General features: G+C 43.5%; 15 protein-coding genes. 6 read left to right on the top strand and 9 right to left on the bottom strand.

Features of this window, described 5'->3' with window-relative positions; translation table 11 throughout:
- Window positions 1-164: 164 nt before the first annotated feature.
- From porK to VL121_RS01155, 5 genes are all read right to left on the bottom strand, one after another.
- Entirely contained in the window at window positions 165-1439 is a 1275-nt protein-coding gene (gene porK / locus VL121_RS01175) for a T9SS ring complex lipoprotein PorK/GldK (RefSeq protein ID WP_325401294.1), read from the bottom strand.
- 167 nt (window positions 1440-1606) lie between these two features.
- Window positions 1607-3664: a thioredoxin domain-containing protein gene (locus tag VL121_RS01170; RefSeq protein ID WP_325401292.1), complete on the bottom strand. Its 2058-nt coding sequence runs from the start codon at window positions 3662-3664 to the stop codon at window positions 1607-1609.
- Window positions 3665-3684: 20 nt separating this feature from the next.
- Window positions 3685-4461: a uroporphyrinogen-III synthase gene (locus VL121_RS01165; RefSeq protein ID WP_325401290.1), complete on the bottom strand. Its 777-nt coding sequence runs from the start codon at window positions 4459-4461 to the stop codon at window positions 3685-3687.
- Window positions 4462-4513: 52 nt separating this feature from the next.
- Window positions 4514-5539, bottom strand: a complete 1026-nt coding sequence (locus VL121_RS01160) for a DUF4271 domain-containing protein (protein WP_325401288.1) — start codon at window positions 5537-5539, stop codon at window positions 4514-4516.
- An 18-nt stretch (window positions 5540-5557) separates the two neighbouring features.
- Window positions 5558-7390, bottom strand: coding sequence for a POTRA domain-containing protein (locus tag VL121_RS01155; RefSeq protein ID WP_325401286.1), 1833 nt, complete (start codon window positions 7388-7390; stop codon window positions 5558-5560).
- Between the two features lie 27 nt (window positions 7391-7417).
- Here VL121_RS01155 and hemW point away from each other — a divergent pair, with 27 nt between their 5' ends.
- The 6 genes from hemW (at window position 7418) to VL121_RS01125 (ending at window position 14170) form a co-directional block, all read left to right on the top strand.
- Window positions 7418-8554 (top strand): radical SAM family heme chaperone HemW, encoded by a 1137-nt coding sequence (gene hemW / locus VL121_RS01150; RefSeq protein WP_325401284.1) that lies wholly within the window; start codon window positions 7418-7420, stop codon window positions 8552-8554.
- A gap of 169 nt (window positions 8555-8723) precedes the next feature.
- Window positions 8724-9590 carry an OmpA/MotB family protein gene (locus VL121_RS01145; RefSeq protein ID WP_325401282.1) on the top strand — a complete coding sequence of 289 codons (867 nt, stop codon included), beginning with the start codon at window positions 8724-8726 and terminating at the stop codon, window positions 9588-9590.
- A gap of 133 nt (window positions 9591-9723) precedes the next feature.
- Window positions 9724-10836, top strand: a complete 1113-nt coding sequence (locus VL121_RS01140; protein WP_325401280.1) for a transglutaminase domain-containing protein — start codon at window positions 9724-9726, stop codon at window positions 10834-10836.
- A gap of 106 nt (window positions 10837-10942) precedes the next feature.
- The gene (locus VL121_RS01135) at window positions 10943-11461 is read left to right on the top strand and encodes a DinB family protein (RefSeq protein ID WP_325401278.1); all 519 of its coding nucleotides are present in this window, start codon (window positions 10943-10945) and stop codon (window positions 11459-11461) included.
- Window positions 11462-11606: 145 nt separating this feature from the next.
- Window positions 11607-12533, top strand: coding sequence for a sugar phosphate isomerase/epimerase family protein (locus VL121_RS01130; RefSeq protein ID WP_325401276.1), 927 nt, complete (start codon window positions 11607-11609; stop codon window positions 12531-12533).
- Window positions 12534-12601: 68 nt separating this feature from the next.
- Window positions 12602-14170 carry a glycoside hydrolase family 32 protein gene (locus VL121_RS01125; protein WP_325401274.1) on the top strand — a complete coding sequence of 523 codons (1569 nt, stop codon included), beginning with the start codon at window positions 12602-12604 and terminating at the stop codon, window positions 14168-14170.
- 43 nt (window positions 14171-14213) lie between these two features.
- On the opposite strand, the gene VL121_RS01120 is transcribed toward VL121_RS01125, so the two are convergent.
- The 4 genes from VL121_RS01120 to VL121_RS01105 all read right to left on the bottom strand — a co-directional run bounded on the left by VL121_RS01120 (window position 14214) and on the right by VL121_RS01105 (window position 19495).
- Window positions 14214-14723, bottom strand: a complete 510-nt coding sequence (locus VL121_RS01120; protein WP_325401272.1) for an AAA family ATPase — start codon at window positions 14721-14723, stop codon at window positions 14214-14216.
- A 159-nt stretch (window positions 14724-14882) separates the two neighbouring features.
- A complete protein-coding gene (locus tag VL121_RS01115) occupies window positions 14883-16790 on the bottom strand; it encodes an AAA domain-containing protein (protein ID WP_325401270.1) in 1908 nt (635 codons plus the stop codon).
- Window positions 16791-17005: 215 nt separating this feature from the next.
- Window positions 17006-17644: a 3-keto-disaccharide hydrolase gene (locus VL121_RS01110; RefSeq protein WP_325401268.1), complete on the bottom strand. Its 639-nt coding sequence runs from the start codon at window positions 17642-17644 to the stop codon at window positions 17006-17008.
- A gap of 132 nt (window positions 17645-17776) precedes the next feature.
- Complete coding sequence (locus VL121_RS01105; protein WP_325401266.1) at window positions 17777-19495, bottom strand: M3 family oligoendopeptidase; 1719 nt, start codon at window positions 19493-19495, stop codon at window positions 17777-17779.
- Window positions 19496-19500 lie beyond the last annotated feature (5 nt).

Raw genomic sequence — 19500 nt, 5'->3', positions numbered from 1 at the left:
AAGAGAGTTTTTGTTTTTTTAAAGGGTTTTTCTTTTTTAGATTTCAAAAGGTAATGATCATGCTGTGCAGGGCTATATAAACCTATATAACTTTACACAAGCATAAATAGTTTGGATATTGTACAGTTATCTTAAGCTAAGCAATTGGTTGGTAGCCGCCCGTTCTATCTGCGTTTGCCGGATGGCGGAAGATCAATTACACAACGGAAACCAATATAGGATTTTGCTGTATCCTGGTATTCGTATGTGCGGGTACTCACCTGAAGAAAATAGCCAACGTCTTTCCAGCTACCACCACGTAAAACTTTCCGTTTCATGCGGGGAGGATCACTGTCTTTTGCGTTCCAGCGAATATCAGGGTTCATGTCGTGCTGAAAATTGTAAGCGCCTTCATAAAAGATAGAAGATGTCCATTCTGCCACATTTCCTGCCATATTGTATAATCCAAAGTCGTTCGGCCAGTAAGCGTCTGCACGAACAGGATATAGCCCCCCGTCTTCAGCATAATTACCCCGTCCGGGTTTGAAGTTAGCCAGTAAACAGCCTTTTTTATTTCTCAGGTAATAACCGCCCCAGGGGAAAGGCGCCTGTGAACGGCCGCCACGTGCGGCGTATTCCCATTCTGCTTCAGTAGGCAACCGGAAATCAGACTCCTGGGTTCTTTTCTGAGACTCAAGAAAACTGTTCAAATATTTAGTTCTCCACTCCGTGAAAGCAACAGCCTGTTTCCAGGTTACCCCTACTACAGGATAATTACCAAAAGCGGGGTGAGAAAAATATCTTTTCGACATAGGTTCATTGTAAGAGTAAGAAAAGTCTCTTATCCAAACTAATGTATCGGGATAAATAGGAATGTCTTTTTTAACAATAAACTTAGAACGTGCCTGTGTTGCATTTTCCTTCCGGGAAGCCTCTTTATAGTCGAATGTTTCTGAGTGATAAACCAGCTTTCCCGCATCAATTTCTTTTTTGCCAAATATGCGGTTATCAGGCGTTACAATCATGGCATCTAACTGCTCAAGCGTTTTGGGGTCATTCCACTTAACGGTTTGAATTTTCTTCCAGTCGAGGCTGTTGCCATCTTTGGATTTATAACCCAGTTTATCACCGGCAATGGAATCACGTACCCAGTTTACAAACTGGCGGTATTCATTATTGGTGATCTCCGTCTCGTCCATCCAAAAACCATTGATGGTAATTTGTTTATTACGGGCGGTAAATGCATAATTAATATCCTCATCGCTGGCTCCCATATGGAACGTTCCCTGGGGAATATAAATCATACCCGGAGGTTTGGGAAGCGTATACTTTCCACCCGGCGCCACTCCATGCAACTGACCATCTTTTGGTAAGCCTTTAGAGGATTTCGACTTGCCACAACTTGCAAACACCATACTCAGCGTAGCAATTATAACGAGGTTAAATAAGAGGCTTTTCATTTTCATACAAATAGCTTAAAGGGTATATGGACAAATATAGATGAAATATTAATTTAAATTTTCGGCGTTTTGAATATTATATTTTTTTTAGCGTCCGGGGTCAAAATTACCCGTAAATACAAGTGATATAAACGATAGGCGCCCCAAGTTATTGTGCTTTTTCTCCTTTATCTTTTCCGTTCTTCATCAATGAGTTGCATTAAATCAACTACCTTTTCTACCGGCTGTAAGCAGGAATAATTACGGCATAAATAGATATAGGTTTTGCCTCCTGCATACCGCCCGGCCAATAATGGAAAATCAGCATCATTTCCCGGAGCAGACTGGAGTACTTTATTGGGTAAATAATGTGCTGAAATACCTGAAGCAATATCTTTATAACGATTACCTACCACCGCTATTTCATTCAACCCATAAAAATTATCATACATTACAGACGCCCACATCCCAAACGAGGTTGGATATTTTACAATGACTTCACTTAGGGAAGCCAAAATAGCTGAAGCCCTTGCCCTCCACCCGGCATTATCAAAAACAAGTGATAAATAATACAAATTCCAAGCCATTATTGAATTACCCGAAGGAGTTGCGCCATCATATATTTCTTTTATACGCAAAATAACATCCTGCTGGTTGCGGTGCGTATAAAAAAAGAAGCCTGTTTCCGCTTCGCTAAAATTATCAATGATCAATTCCATTAACTGCTTTGCTGTACGCAGATAATCCTGGTTACCGGTAATTTCCTGTAAACAAATAAGGGCCTTAACCAGGAAAGCATAATCATCTAAAAAGGCGGGATGCCTGCTTACCCCGTTTTTATAAGCATGCAACCAATTTTCCGTATGCTCATCTCTGAACTTACCCAGCAGGAATACCATATTCTTTTGGGCCGTTTGCTTATAGCGCTCGTTCCCTAATGCCTCATATGCTTTACTGCAGGCGATATTCATTAATGCGTTCCAACTCAGTAGAATTTTGTCGTCTAATAGCGGGGGAACCCTCTTCCGGCGTACTTCTAAAAGCCGGGTTCTGCAGTCATGTAAAGCGGCCGCTATGGTTTCTTTATCCAATCCATTTTGCGCGGCAAATGCATCTAAAGGTTGCAGTACCCTTAAAATATTCTGATGTTCCCAGTTACCTTCTTCCGTTACATCGTAATATTTACAAAAAACAGCTGCGTTTTCCTGCAATACCCATTCAATCTCTTTTTTATCCCAAACATAGTATTTGCCCTCAACGCCCTCGCTGTCGGCGTCCAATGCGGAAAAAAATCCCCCTTCTTCACTCATCAGCTCACGTTCAATAAAGTCCATCGTATGCCGTATCGTATCTGCATATAATGTATTTTTGGTAAGCTGGTAAGCCTCACTCAGTACAATTACCAATAAGGCATTATCATAAAGCATTTTCTCAAAATGAGGCGCCAGCCATTCACTGTCGGTAGCATACCGCGCAAATCCTCCGCCCAACTGGTCATATATACCTCCGTAAATCATTTTATCCAGGCTCAATAAAGCCTGCTGCAGGGCTTTTTCATTGTGGGTATAAAAAAAATGCCGCAGCAAAAACTGTATAGTAAATGTTTGGGGGAACTTAGGCGCTCTTCCAAATCCGCCGTCTGCAGTATCGGCAGACTGCATAATATGCTCAAAAATGGTATTGAACTGCGCGGCTGTTGTGTTTTCTTTACCGGAAGGCTTTGTTATGCCAAAAGTATTGGATTGCAGCAGGTGAACCGTAAGGTTTTCTGCCTGCGATTCTATTTCATCGCGTTTATCCTGAAAAGCATTTATAACCGCCTGCAGCACCTGCCGCCAGGAAGGCCGGTTGGATACCGGGGTAGGAGGGAAATAAGTACCCCCATAAAACGGCTTCTTAGCAGGGGTTAAAAACACGTTAAGCGGCCAACCTCCGCTGCCCGTCATGGTTTGAACAGCATTCATGTAAATATGGTCAAGGTCGGGTCTTTCCTCGCGGTCTATTTTAATGTTAATGAAATGCTCATTCATTAAGGCCGCAACGGCTTCATCTTCAAAGCTTTCTCTTTCCATTACATGGCACCAGTGACAGGCGGCGTAACCAATACTTACTAATATCGGCTTATTCTCCTCCGCTGCTTTTTGAAGGGCTTGTTTGCTCCAGGGGTACCAGTTAACGGGATTGTGCGCATGTTGCAGCAAATAGGGGCTGCTTTCATGTATGAGATGATTAGTAAACACACCCATTCAGTGAAGTTCGAAAACAATTATTTTTTATTGCTACTCAAATACTTTTCAAGCGCTGCCACCATAGAAGGGGTTTCGGGAGCGGGTGCTTTAATATGCAGCGTTAGCCCTGCTTCTTCTATAGCCCTGGAAGTGTTATTTCCAAAGGCGCCTATCCTGGTTCCATTTTGTTTATACCGGGGAAAATTCTCTAACAGGCTTCTTACTCCGCTTGGGGTAAAAAAGCATATAACATCAAATTCAAATTTTGCAAGTACCTGCTTCACATCATTGCTGATGGTTCTATACATGAAAGGTGTGGCAAATTCGCATTTATTGGCTTTAAGCCAGTTAATGATATCGTTATCCTGCTGATTTTCAGAACAGGGATACAAGAACTGTTCGTTTTCTTTATGCTTGTTAATTACATCAAACAGGCTTTTATTAGTTCCATCGGCGCCATAAAACACCTTCCGTTTCCTGTAAAGAATAAATTTTTGAAGATATAAAGCCACGGCCTCCGTTATGCAAAAATATTTTGTATCCTGAGATACGGCTATTTTCAGCTCTTCACATATCCGAAAAAAATGGTCAATAGCATGCCTGCTGGTGAATATTACTGCGCTATATTGACCAATATCAATCTTTTGTTTCCGAAAATCCTTAGAAGGAAGCCCTTCCAGCCTTATAAACGGGTAAAACTCCAGCTCAACACTGTGTTTTCGTGCCAGCTCAAAATAAGGGGATTTATCCGAATCCGGGCGTGGTTGGGTTATCAGGACCTTTTTAATAGACATAGTAGAACTGCTTACTGCCATTTTCTCCTGTTTAACTATATGCTTATCCTTATCAGGCAATGATTTTGCGAAGTTACGAACTTCTTGCAAACAAATGTAACAGGAGTTTGTAAATCACTAAAACCGGTATAATTTCAAACCCACATACGTATAAAACGAGGTGCAGCGGGCTAATTCTCAGTTCATTACTATGCAACCCTGTAAAAGAAAGGATAAACCTGTAAATCAATAATGTACATAACAGCACAATTGAAACCGTAAAGGCTACCTGTTGAAATACAGGGTCTCCAAAAGCCAGTATCAGCATTAATGGTATTAATACTATTGATACTATTTTATTAACTAAAAAAACGATGAAAATATACGAATCCGCCACCGCTTGCTGACCGAACATCCAGCCGGTGAGTTTTAAAATGAAATATTTACCGATATAGATAACCGCTATACTAAAAAAGCAGATAGTAAATAACAACCAGGGCTGCATCTTATAACTTGTGGTATACACAATAACCAGGTAACTAAACAGGGAAGCGCTAAACACAAAAAAGATATTAAAAAGCAGAGTGGTCATACCAGCCTGCTGGAGCTGATCACGTATTTGCTTTTGCCGGAATGCCGATCGCCAGAAAACATTGAATATATCCTGGAAATATTTGGGAAAGCCAACCCTTAATATCCCAAGGAAAAATATGACCCCGCAAAAAATATAAAACAATTCATCTTTACGCTCCGGTGTATGCCACTTTGAAGGCATAAAAATAACATCACTGCTAACACTATAATAGGGGTGACCCGCAATATAGGGAAGCAGGGCATTCCCGTAAGGTCCCAAAGAAGCAGGAACATTTTTAGCGGGTTGCGGTACTGTATCGGTATATACAGGCTCCGGCTTTACCTGCTTAACCGGAATGGTTTTTTCCCTGACTGGCTTAGGCGCTAAAGAATCCGGTGCATACGCAGCAGGCGGCTGTACTGCGGAAGAATCATCCTGCCCGGATACTGCGGCAATTAAACTAACCTGTATGGCAACCCATATTAAAATGATCCTTCTCAACTGTTGAATGTTTTGTGCTGCAAAAATATCTGAATCATAATACATTGTTTCAAACGCTTATAATTAAAACAGGCTTACCAGCCCAAAATGTATTTTAGATTGCCTGAAATTAAGCGCCATATCATCCCGCTTGCCTATGGCATAGCTCAAATTAAATATGCCGGCCTTTGTTTCAAAAGCCATACCTATGCCCGCCCCGAGGTAGGTATGGTCTTTTTGTGCTATTTCACCGTAAGCGTTGTTTTGCGACCAGGCGCCATCGGCAAATCCAAAAAAATAGGAGTTTAGTCCTATAAAAACCCTGTATTCTGCTGTTAGTACTGCGTAGGCGCTGGCGTAAATACTTTCTTCATCAAAACCTCTTAACAATTTATAGCCGCCTATCTGGTACATTTCATTCTTAAAAGGATCATGCGTGTATAACCAGGCTCCGCTTACAGCCGCCTTTAATACCGACTGTTTGCCTGTTTTAAAATAATGTGCGCCCAGCAGGTTAAGCTTTAAAAGATAAGTGCGCAAATCGAGCGTATCATACAATGAAGCATAATCAAAATCATTACCTGAGGCGTCCTTCTTCATACCGGCAATAGCCGTATTAGGTTTGATCTTTCGCAAACCTGCCGAAGTAATAATTGTGAACTCATTTCCCCTGCGCGGATTAAACCGATAATCCGTATTATTATACATATAATGTATACCTACATTATTGCTGGTTACATCAATATATGAAGGCAGCCTTTTAGATACTTTTATTTGTGCAGTATCTATGCCTCCGGGTAACACATTGGTAAAGAAACTTTGAAAAAACACTTTTCCGCTCTGTTTGCCTGTTGACAGGTACTGTACGCCGAACTGCGCATTCAGATTCAGGAAGGAGGAATCTTTTTTTAGCAGATCAAAATTGAAATCTAATCCAAAAGGTGAATTAAAAACAAAGGGATGCTCGTATTGTAAATGCAACCGCGGTGATTTCACCTGTATCTGCTGCCAGTTTACACCAATGGTTTCACCACTACCTAATGCATTTTTGAGGTTAATATTGGCCTCACCGGTAAGCTGCAGTTTTGTTCTTCCGGTTCCTTCAGCCGCCGGTAAAAACCCTACCAGCACATCTACCTGGCTGCTCTTCCTGGCATCAATATACAGGTTCAGTACCGAGCCCGACCCGGTCATTGTTATATCCCAGGCTTTAATTTCCTTCAGGTAGGGCAGCTCCATTAACCGCTGGCTGACAGCCTGAAGCCGGTTTTTTTTGTAGGCAGACCCATTGGCTATACCCAGATATTTTTGAAGAAAAGCGTTTGCTATTTTAGCATTGCCGTACACGCTGATGCTATCTATTTTATACGCCGGCCCTTTTTCTGTTCTAAGCCTGCTGAACACCTGCTCATTTTGCACCGTTAAGCTATCCAGCACCACTCTTGCAAAGGGATAACCATTGTTTTCATAATAATTAAGCATCCGCTCCTGCCAGTACCGCACCTGGTTAATATCTAAGGGAGTATGGGCAAACGCTTTACTATTCCATCCTATTGCGGCAAGCATTTTTTTATCGGCACTGTCTGTGCTGAGCTCAGTCCACTGGTATACACTTCCGGCATATATCCATATCCTTGCCTCCGTTGAATCAAAAACCGTACTGTCTGCCGATGCGGTAATATACCCTTTGGCCTGCAGCGAGCTGATTGCCTGGTTAATATATTGAATGCAATTGGCCTGGTCTGTAAATGTGGTTCGTAATCCTAAGGTTTCAGGCCGGAAGCTGGTATCTTTGTCAGTAAAAATATAATGAAGCCTGTACTTATCCTGGGCGCCTGCATATAGCGACAGCACCACAAAAAACACTAAACAGGTAAAACAGCGCAGCCGGTTCATTACTAACAAAACTAAAAGCATAAATCTGAAATCAAAAATCATTTAGCATTGGCAGGTATATATATTCATATCCCTTTTTGCAGACAGGCTTGTTTATACTGCAATTTTCACTTCTCTACTTCGCTCCGGTTCAAGAACGATTTAATAAACGCTTTATTGAAGGAGATCGCTTTATGTACTGTTTATCATAACGACAACCGCGTTGAAACGATTTATTTTGGCGGCGGCACACCCAGTTTGTTAGCCCCGCAAACATTGCATACTATTTTAGATGCCCTTCACCATAAGTTTGCTATCAGCGATACCGCGGAAATTACATTAGAAGCGAATCCTGATGACATTTCAGCGCAACAGCTCACCGCATGGAAAAGCATGGGTATTAACCGGCTGAGCATAGGCGTTCAATCTTTTTTTGAAGAAGATCTGCAATGGATGAACCGTGCGCATACAGCCGAACAATCTTCCGATAGTATCAGGCTGGCCCAGCATACAGGCTTTGATAATCTTACGATTGACCTGATCTACGGCTCACCCGGACTAAGCGATGAAAAATGGCAGCAAAATGTACAGAAAGCCATTGATTTTAATATCCCACATTTAAGTTGTTATGCGCTAACAGTAGAGCCTAAAACAGCATTACACCGTATGATTGCCAAAAACAAAATGCAGGATACCGATCCGGAACAACAGGTAAGGCAGTTTATGCAGTTAATGCACTGGCTGGAAGGGGCAGGATACGAACATTATGAAATCTCCAATTTTTCTTTTCCGGGCAAAAGAAGCCGCCATAATACTGCTTACTGGCAGGGCAAACCCTATTATGGTTTCGGCCCTTCTGCACATTCCTTCAACGGAACAGATACCCGAAGCTGGAACATAGCTAATAACGCTTTATATACCCAATCTCTCCTGCAAAATAATATTCCGGCAGAAAAAGAATGGCTTACCACTGTACAAAGGCTGAATGAATACGTTATGACCAGCTTGCGTACTATGGAAGGTATTGATCTCAGCCATATTCAAAGCGGGTTTGGTGAAACATGTATGCAACGGATATTATTTGCCGCTCAGCCTTATATAAATGAGAAGATAGTGGTAAAGAACAATACCATAAAGCTTACCAATGCCGGAAAGTTATTTGCAGACGGGATAGCCGCAGATTTGTTTGAAGAGGAGCATTCGTGAGCATTACGCTGTAACTGATTGCTATTGAAATAGCATTCACCACCAGGATATCATAACTACCTGCATGAGTTTCCATGAAGCTCCTGTACCTGTAATCTGTAAAAAGGGCACAACTTCAGCGTTTGCACTATCTTGCACATATTATTTATGAAGCATAAAATTAAATTTTATGAAACTCCAATTTCCAGCGCTTATCATAATAAGTATTTTTTTTCTTTTCTCCTGCGTGAGCAGCAAAAAATTCAGGGAAGAGCAGGCAAAAAATGAAGCCCTCAACACAACGTATGTAAGTATTCAGCAAAGCCTGAAAGCATGTACGGATGCCAAAGATGAGGCTACCCGTAAGAATGGCGACTTACAAAAAGAAAATGATAACCTGAAAGGCCAGGTGGCCTACCTGAAAGAAAACAATACCCAGGCGCTGCGGCAACTGCAGGACCTTTCCGTTATTTCCGCATCGCAGGCCGAAAGCATAAAGAAGTCATTAGACAATATTGGTTCAAAAGATGTATATATCCAGGGACTGCAATCCGCCATATCCCGCAGGGACTCGCTGAACATGGTGCTGGTAATGAATTTAAAAGGCGCTATCGGCAATATCAATGACGAAGACATTAATATTAAGGTAGACAAAGGTGTAGTGTACATAGACATTTCAGACAAGCTGCTGTTCAAAAGCGGCCGTTACGAAGTAACGCCAGAGGCAAAAACGGTTTTGGGTAAGGTGGCCCAGGTACTGAAGAATCAGCCTGATATTGAATTTATGGTGGAAGGGCATACAGATAATGTGCCTTACCGGAGCGGAGTACTCCTTGATAACTGGGACCTCAGTGTTAAAAGGGCCACTTCTGTGGTACGCATCCTGCAAAATGAATATGCGCTGGATCCCTCCAGGATGGCTGCGGCCGGCAGAAGTGAATATAAGCCTTTAACAGATAATGCCACAGCCGAAGGAAGAGCCGTTAACCGGCGTACACGGATCGTTATTCTTCCCCAGCTCGACCAGTTCTTCCAGTTGCTTGAACCGCGGTCGTAAAGGATTTAGAAAAAAGAAGAACCAAATAAAATTGAAAGAAAGGAGATTTAATTTCAAACCATACCATCCGAAACACCCCGGGTGTACCCAACACCCTCTTCCATTCCTCCTTTCTTTGCAATAACTTTAGGAGATGAAATTCCGGCTGCTGATATATGGTATGCTACTGGGCTGCTGCACTGCAACCGGCCAGGTGTGGAATACTTATGATGTATTTAGCAGGTTTTCTATTGCCGTACCTGATTCCGCCAGCCGGTCTGCCGCCGCATTAGCAGCGTATATCCGGAGCCGGTATGACGCTCCGAAAGTGCAGTTGCAGGCCATTTATAGCTGGGTTACCGCCAATATCCGGTATAACGATGATAGTTCCTACTATTTTAACCGTAATGTGGATCATGAAACAAAAATTGCCGCTACATTAAGAAGAAGAAAAGGTGTTTGTGAAAATTATGCAAACCTGTTTGCCGACCTGGCTTCAAGGATCGGGTTAACTGCTTATGTAATTTACGGCTACCCCATAGGCGTTAGCGCAAGAGGAAATACAGGCCATGCCTGGTGTGCTGTAAACATAGATGAGGAGTGGTGGTTGTTTGACCCTACCTGGGATACGGGGCAGCAGGGCAGCTTTCAGTATTTTATGGTGCATCCTGCTGTATTTATACAAACGCATATACCCTTTGATCCGCTTTGGCAACTGCTCGAAAAGCCTATCAGCTACAGGAATAGTGCAACAAAAAATAAAGATAGCTTTCAGTATAAAGATTCTGTAAAAGCTTTTTTGCAGATGGACAGCCTGCAACAATATCTTGCTATTGAACGGCGTATGAAAAATGCGGGAGCGAATAGTGAAATGTTCAGGCTGTGGCAAAGTTATAACAGAATGAATATTGCCATCATAGCAGGAGAACAGGATATGCAATTATATAACGGCGCAGTGGATAACCTGAACACGGCTACCGGCGTCTTCAATTTGTTTGTGCAGTACCGTAATAACGGATTTCTTCCTCAAAAACCGGATGCGGTAATAAGAACCATGCTGGAGCCGATCAGCCTATTGATTACTGAAGCCAATAAAAAATTAGATGAGATGGGGTTGCTGGTGGAAAACTTCCAGTACAATACGGAAGGCATCCGGAAAAAACTGGCATCACTCAGTAAACGCAGTGAAGAGCAAAAGGAATTTCTAAAAAAATACCTTGCCGCCGGCCCGCCGGAAAGAGCGCAACTATTTTACCGGTTAAAATAAAATACAAAATATTTTTCCTGTAGTAAAACCGGCTGTCATAGGGTTGTCACCCTGCCTTGTTTTCTTTGTATGGTTAAAACAATAATAAACCATAAAATCGAAAACAATGTCAAACAGTAACCAGGCAACAGAAACCAAGTCTTCCATTGTTATCACGCCGGAAGCGCTCCTCGAACATTGGCAGGGACATCGTAAACTTACCCGTAAAATGATAGCAGTATTTCCCGAAGACAAACTTTTCTCCTATTCTGTTGGTGGCATGCGGCCATTTTCAGAGCTGGTATTAGAAATGCTTGGAATGGCGGTGCCGGGAGTGAAAGGTGTAATTACGGGCAACTGGCAAAAGCTTAATGAATTGCCGGCACATCTAAAAAAAGCTGCCCCCACTACCAAAACGGAATTGCTGGACCGCTGGGACGAGGCAACCGAAGCGTTGAACGTACTTTGGCCGCAGATTCCCCCGCATCGTTTCCTGGAAACGGACACAGCGTTTGGGCAATGGGAAGGCCCTGGTTATTTTTTTATATTTTACTGGATTGATAACGAGATCCACCACCGCGGGCAGGCTTATGTATATCTCCGTTCGCTGAATATAGAACCTCCTGCTTTCTGGGATAGGTACTGAATTTTTTAAGAAATTTTAAGACTCCAAATTTTTACAGGCAAAAACGCACCGATGCTTAGCCTTCTTGCTAAACCGGAAAATATATGATACGCTTTGTTCTCCCGCTCAAAAAATGCTTTACCTTAAGCCTTCATTCTACTTTTTTATGCTTAGCAGAAGAACGCTTATAAAACTAACAGGCGCAGCGGCTTTATCAGCCTTTATACCCCCTGTCATCAATGCCAGTCCTGCCCACGCCAACGGGGCATTTCGTTTTTGTTTGAATACCAGTACCATACGCGGGCAAAACGTGGGACTGCTTAAGTCATTAGAAATTGCATCTGCGGCCGGCTATGATGGTGTGGAATTATGGGTGAGCGATATAAGAGATTATATTAAACAGGGCGGCACTGTTGACACACTCGCGAAATTCATTGCAGACAGGGGGCTTGTTGTGGAAGATGCCATGAGTTTTACCACATGGATGGTGCGTGATGCCGCTAAACGAAAAGCGGGATTGCAGGAGATGGAGGAAGAGATGAAAATAATGGCCGCGCTGGGTTGCCGCCGTATAGCCGCACCGCCCTCGGGCGTTAGCAAAAATGAACCGGTAGATTTTCAGCAGGTGGGTATACATTACCGTGAGATACTGGAGCTGGGAAGAAAATATAAGGTAATGCCGCAATTAGAATTTTGGGGCGCTTCGGGTACACTGTATAGCTTAGGCCAGGCATTGGCTATCGCCGCCGCTGCCAATGATGCTGATGCGCGGATATTGCCGGATGTGTATCACCTTTTCCGCGGTGGTTCAGGATTTAACGGATTAAAGCTGGTGAATGGAAAAGCCATTGAAATTATACACATAAACGATTATCCGGGCACTAAGCCTGTAAACGAACAAACGGATGGCGACAGGGTATACCCAGGCGATGGCGTTGCACCGCTTAAGCAGGTACTGCAGGACCTGCAGGCTATGGGCGGCACAAAAGTACTTTCGCTGGAGTTGTTCAATAAAACGTATTGGGCCGAAGATGCATTGCAGGTAGCCAAAACGGGATTGCAAAAAATGAAGGCACTGGTAAATGCACTTTAACGGAGCAATAGCAAACGTTAAAGGTGCGCAACATGGAGCGCGTTAATAAAAATAAACAACAACCCGGTATGAAGAAATTAAATGCCCTCTTCTTTATCCTCTTGGCCTATTGTGGTATGGCACAGCAGGAAAAGCAAAAAGATATGGAAGAGATGATCAATGATACCCGCGCCCTGCGGTCGCTGATGCAAGCCGACCCGCACCGTCCCATCTATCATTTTGTAGCTCCCGAGGGACATGCCATGCCTTTTGATCCCAATGGCGGCATCTACCGGAAAGGAAAATACCATCTTGGGTATATCTATCAAAAAATGCGGAACGGTAAAACAGAGCATGTATGGGGACATGCAGTGAGCACCGATTTGTTTCACTGGACTTTATATCCTGATATGCTGAATATAAAAGATGGGGATATGGAACAGGGCATTTTCAGCGGTGGCGCATTCTTATCAAAAGAAGGTGTTCCGCATATCATGTATCACGGGCAGGGCGCTTCTGCAAACCTGGTAGCCTATTCAACAGATGATGACCTGAAAGTATGGAAAAAATTTGACGGCAATCCTGTTTTAAAAACGCCTGCCGCCGATGATCCGTTTGGTAATTCAGGCAAATACACGGCATGGGATCCGGAAGGATGGTACGATAAAAAGGCAGGCTGGTATTACCAGATCTCCGGAGGCAAAACACCGGCCCTGTTCAAATCGAAAGATATGTACAAGTGGGAGCATATTGGCCGGCTGTTAGACAGTACTAAAAGCTGGTTGTATGCATCTGAAGACGTTTCCTGTCCGGATTTTTTTTCCATCGGAAACAAATCCATGCTGCTTTTCATCAGCCATAATATCGGTGCGCAGTATTTTACAGGAAGCTTTGCCAATGATAAGTATACTATTGAACAGCATGGCCGGATGAACTGGCCGGGCGGAACATTCTTTGCCCCGGAACAATTGCAGGATGATAAAGGAAGGAATATTATATGGGGATGGGTGCTGGAGCGCAAGCCCGAAACACTTCCTGATTACGGCTGGTCGGGCATTATGAGCTTGCCGCGGGTATTGTCGCTTGCTAAAAACGGTACACTGCAGATCAATCCGCCCGAAGAGGTGAAAGCCATCAGGCTGAATGAAGTACAGCAAAATAATATAGTGCTGGAAGCGAATACAGAACATACATTAAAAGCAAAAGGAAAATCCATTGAACTGAAAATTGAAATAAAAGGCGGAGCTAAGGCACCTTATGGCGTAAAAGTTTTTTGTTCTCCGGATGGAAAGGAAGAAACCACCATCAGCTACGACCCGCTTAAAAAGGAATTGGTTATAAACTTCATCAAATCATCTGTTAAAGGGCCTGTCAGCATGCCTTCCCATGCTATGTTCGGGGCACCTGTAGATGGATTTCCTGAAAATGTATCGGAACAAAGGGCGCCTTTTGAGCTGGAGAAAGACGAAACATTACAGCTTGATATTTTTCTGGACCGTTCTATCATAGAAGTGTTTGCCAACGGGAGGCAGTGTGTTACCCAGGTAGTATATCCTGAATTAGAGCATAGTACGAACGTAAAAGTGTTCAGTGGCAGTGAAAAGGTGACGGTAAAAAAAGCGCAGTCGTGGACGATGGCAGAAACGAATGGGTATTGAATGGCAAACCGGTGAAGACCTGGTGGAACAAAAAAATATACGCTTAAGATATTTTACCGAGAATTTGATCTATGCGCGTCAGCAAAGCTCCATTAACTATAATTGTTTCTGCCCCAAAATCCCAAACCCAATCATTAAATATCTCATTTACCTTATACCTGAGCTCCGGCAAATCTGATTTCTGACATGGTATCAAATCAGGCTCTTCTACGGAAACGAATACAAGAAGGTCAATTCCTGTAATTATTGTTTGAGCTTTATTAAAGAATGATTGAATGTCTTTAGTTTCATTAATGACATGGATATAGGTTAAAATGTCAATCGGGCATCTGTCAAAAATGGTATTGTCTCCACTTTTCGTGATTTGTTTTATTGAAAAATCAAATTGTTTTATAAAATCATCCACATCAGGTCTTTCTGAAAATACATATCCTGATTCTTCCAGTTCGTAATAGGGTTTTATATTGAGTGTATAATCAGGAAGATGCTCCTGAAGTTTTTCCGTCAATGTGGTTTTTCCGACCCGATGTGCTCCTGCTATCGCTATTTTCATATAGATCGTTCTCTCCGTTCAAAATTATTCATAAATTTCATTTGTTCAAGTCGCTTTGTATTTTGAAGTTGCGCCGGGAGTCTTCATAAAAAACCATTGTAGGCAGCAGACCCCGGCATTCAACATTTGCCAGCGTCTCATTCCACACACAATACTCGCTTACATATCCACAAACTCCCATGCGCTTTGGTAAGCATTCTGTTGCTCCGCGTAAGTAATGAAGTTAGCGTAAAAAGGCAACTGGCTCAGCGTAGCGCTGTCGCCGATCACCACTAATTTTTTGCGGGCACGGGTCATGGCTACATTCATGCGGCGGATGTCGGACAGGAAACCGATCCTGCTTTCGGTATTACTGCGCGTCATGCTGATGTATACGATATCCCGCTCCTGGCCCTGGAAACTGTCAATAGTATTCACCGAAATTTTATCGCCATATACCTGCAGTTGTGGGCTGTGCTGCAACTGCTCTTTTAATAATTGTATCTGCTGCCGGTAGGGAGAAATTACAGCTATCGAAGGAAAATTATGAGGCTGGTAATGAGCGCCCAGTTCTGTTACCAATTGTGTGAGATGTTTAAAAACAAAAGCTGCTTCTTCGGGGTTGCCGGTGCTTACGCCTTCTGTTTTTTCATCGAAACCGCAGCCGGCAGTATCAATAAAAGCCAACGGACGGTCTGCATCAAACAGCAAATGCTTTGCAACGGAAGGATGCGCCTTTAACCGGTTATGATAAAATACAGCGGAAGAATATCCCATGATTGTTTCATGCATGCGGTACTGTTGTTCCAGCAACACAACGGCTTCGGGATGGAGCTGTACGCATTTTTCAAGAAGGGTAGTGCTTAGTCCGCTACGCGCCGCCTCTTCCGATTTGATGGTGGGAGGTAACTGGCAATGGTCGCCTGCCAGCACAAGTTTCTGCGCTTTGAGGATGGGTATCCAGCAGGCGGGTTCCAGCGCCTGCCCGGCCTCATCAATTACTACCGTATGATATTTGAGATGGCGCACGGTATAATGGTTAGCGCCTACCAGCGTGGCAGTAATTACCTGTGCACGGCTGAGCAAATCATTCGTAATGTATTGTTCCGTTTTTTCAACATCTTTAATGATGCGGTGCGCTTCATCAAAAAGCGCTCTGCGTTGTTCGCGCTCGGCTTTGCCGAAATTACGTTTATACTTATGCGCCATATTGCGAAGCTCATTGGCCTGCTTCTTCATTTTCTTCACTTCCTTCATGCTGTTGTGCTCAGCCACCCTGCTGTCGAGCGTGAGGGACATCAGCCGCTCCGATACCCTTGCGGGGTTACCTACACGCAGTACATCCAATCCTTCGTCTGATAATTTTTCCGTGAGCAAATCTACAGCGGTATTGCTGGGTGCTACCACCAGTACCTGTTGATGATCCTGTTGTATTAAGGCTTTAACTGCCTGCACCAGCGTGGTGGTTTTACCCGTGCCCGGCGGACCATGCACAATTGCCAGCTCGTTGGCAGATACAATTTTATGTACGGCGGCCTGCTGTGAGTCATTTAATACGGTACTGCCAAAATGCGTAACGGAGGTTTCAAAAGTAGCCGGTTTTTCACCCGTGAGTATTTTTATCAGATGCCCTTCCTGTGGTTTTTCGCTAAGTGTTTGCACCAGTTTAAGGGCGTTCTGCATTTCATCGTAGCTGTTGTCGTCAAAAAGCAGGTCAATGCCTAATTTTCCATCGCGGCTCCAGTCGGGCAGTTCATCTGTACGCAATGTTATCTTCAACCGGTTGCCGCCCTGGAAAGTAATTACCCCTTCCACCCTGTTCTCTTTTGGATTGTGATTGGAAAAAATAACGGCGGATGCGCCGAAGCGAAGCTGATGTGGAATATCCTGGTGTGTAGTGCGTTCTGCCTCTACGGTTAAATAATCGCCGCGGCCCAGTTCCGTGTCGCGTATGGCAATAGGATACCAGGTGAGTCCGTTTGCCCTGCGTTCCGCTACGCCGGATGTTTCTATGAGTTGCTGGTAAGCCCTGCGATCCTGCTCCCGCTCCATTTTCAATAAATCCAGTAGCTTTTTGAAATATTCCATGCCGCAAAGGTAAGCCCCCCCCCGCCCGATTGAACATCGTTCGGGCGGGCTCATTCCCTGCCCCCGTCCGTACCGATCCGGACGGACGTCCGGTCGGGCGTGAAACAATCCGAAGCCGGGAATTCGAAATCCGAAAGAAAAACTTAACATTGAAACGGATCCCTGTAACCTGCACGCTGCATCTTGCACCCGGAATCAATCTCAAATCCTTCCCATTAGTCTGCCAACGGCTTAACCATTATATTCTTATAATACACTGTGCTTTTGGGGTCGTGACCCTGCAACGCAAAAGTGCCGCCGGTGATCAGGCGCAACGGGTGATTATCCTCCCTTTTAACATTGCAGGGTTCAGTATAATCCACCACTACTTTATCATTTACCTTAATAATTACATGCTTGCCTTCTACTTTGATATATTCAGTATACCATTCATTGTCTTTTGCATAGGTTTCTCTTATGTCTACAATATCATACAGGCTGCCTGTTCTGCGCCAGTCGGAGTGGGAGTTGTTTACCTGCACTTCATATCCCCTCTCGGGCCAACCGCCTTCCTGGTAGCTGGTATGAAAATATATTCCCGAATTAGAACCCGGTAATGTTTTTACATCTGCTTTGAATTCAAAATTGGTGAAAATATGTTTTTTCACAGGGCCATCATAATATATATGCGCAACAGGTCCGTTCACCTTAATACTGCCGTCTTCAATACTAAATGTAGCGGCGTTCTTTCCAACTTTCCAATTGTTCAGCGTTCCGTCAAATATAGAAATCCATCCATCCTGCTGGTTTTTGGGAACATCTGTAAAAGATAAAAAGGATAAACAGACTATAGCAAGCGCCATAAAATATTTCATGTGTATGGGAATTTTGAATAGTATTTATATTTATGAAGCTACGTTATTTACAGCAAAAATCACAAAGCCCCGATGTAGAAACATCGGGACTTTTGGTTAAGGCTCTGATTAGTAGCTATTTTAAAATCTATTCTATACCGGCATTTCGGTATGAACAAATTCCATTAATTCTCTGATATAGGATGGTGATAAATCGAACCGCAATCCTGCAGATGCATACAATTCCGGTAAGGGTTTTATATTACCCAAACTTAGTGCTTTCATGTAATTATCCAAAGCATTTTCCCTATTTTCTTTGAATTGTTTCCACATTCCTATAGCGCCTAACTGGGCAATGCCGTATTCAATATAATAGAAAGGCACTTCAAAAAGGTGTAACTGACGCTGCCATGCACTTTCACGGTACTGCTCTAACCCCCTGAAATCTATTATGTCAGAAGAAAACTCCCGTAATATCTCCATCCACCGGGTAGTTCTTTCTTCCGTGGTATGAAAAGGATTTTCATAAAGCCAGTGCTGGAATTTATCTATGGTGGCTATCCAGGGCATTATAGTAATCACTCTTTCTAACTGGTGTTCTTTTGCTCTTTGCAAATCATGGGCATCAGTAAAAAAGGTATCCCAGTATTCCATGCTGAACAGCTCCATGCTCATACTGGCCACTTCCGCCATTTCGATAGGATATTCTTTAAAAGCGGATAATTCCAGCGGATGCGCCAGAAAGGAGTGAACCGCATGCCCGCCTTCGTGTACCATAGTGGTAACATCATGCATTTGCCCGGCGGCATTCATAAAAATAAAAGGTGCCCCGCTTTCGGATAACGGCATATTATACCCGCCGGGCGCTTTGCCCTTCCGGCTGTCGAGGTCAAAGCGTTTCAGCTCATCCATCTTCCGCAGGCAATCTGCAAAAAAGGGCCGCAACCGGTTAAAACATACTATGGATTTCTCCAATAGCTCTTTTCCGCTGGTAAAAGGACGTAAAGGAGCTACCCCTTCCGGTTCGGCTTCAGTATCCCAGGGCTTCAATACATCCAGTTTAAGCTTTTCCTTTTTCTTCCTGTTAATCATATCCACTAAAGGCAAAACGTACTGCTTTACCCCTTCATGAAAGCTAAAGCAATCTTCTTTGGTATAATCAAACCGGCCTTTCTCCACGAACATATAATCCCGGTAGTTGCTAAACCCGGCATTTAAAGCTACCTGGTGGCGCTTGCGTACAAGTCCGGTAAACAATTCATTGAATGTGTCTTTATCCAGCAGCCTTCTTTCATTTACTTTCCGGTAAACCGATTCACGTAATACCCTGTCGTGACTTTCCAGGAATTTGGAAGCCTGCTGCAGGGTGTATTCTTTTCCTTCTACCTCAACGGTCATTTTACCCGCAACGGCGCCGTATTGCTGCTGCATTACACTGAGTTCTGAAAACAACGGAATATTTTCTTCTCTAAACAGGTCAATACTTTTTTTTACGGAACGGAGGTAGGTAAAATACTTATCCTGGTTTAACTCAGCGGTATACGCGCAACCAACCAGCTTCCTGTTGATCTTATCGGCGTACGGCTGTATATTGGGCTGAATAGCCGTATAGAAAAAAGTAAAGGCTTCGGTAAGCGCTTTGTTTTCCGTGTCGCAGGTCATGCGTACCTGCCGCCAGCAGGCGTCTTCCGATACCACAGCTTCCAGTTCGCTGGAATCCTTTAGCCACTGTTCCAGTTCCTGCTTAGAATCAATGGGCCTTTCGGACAGCGCTTTGAAATAAGGTTCGAGCGCCTCCCATGTGGTTACTTCGAAATCTTCCGGTAGAAAATGTCTTGTCTTTTTTTTAATATCAGCACTTGCCTGGATCATAGTAT

It is taken from the genome of Agriterribacter sp., from assembly GCF_035497235.1.
Taxonomy (GTDB): Bacteria; Bacteroidota; Bacteroidia; order Chitinophagales; family Chitinophagaceae; genus Agriterribacter.
This window is presented reverse-complemented; position numbering and strand designations above follow the sequence as displayed.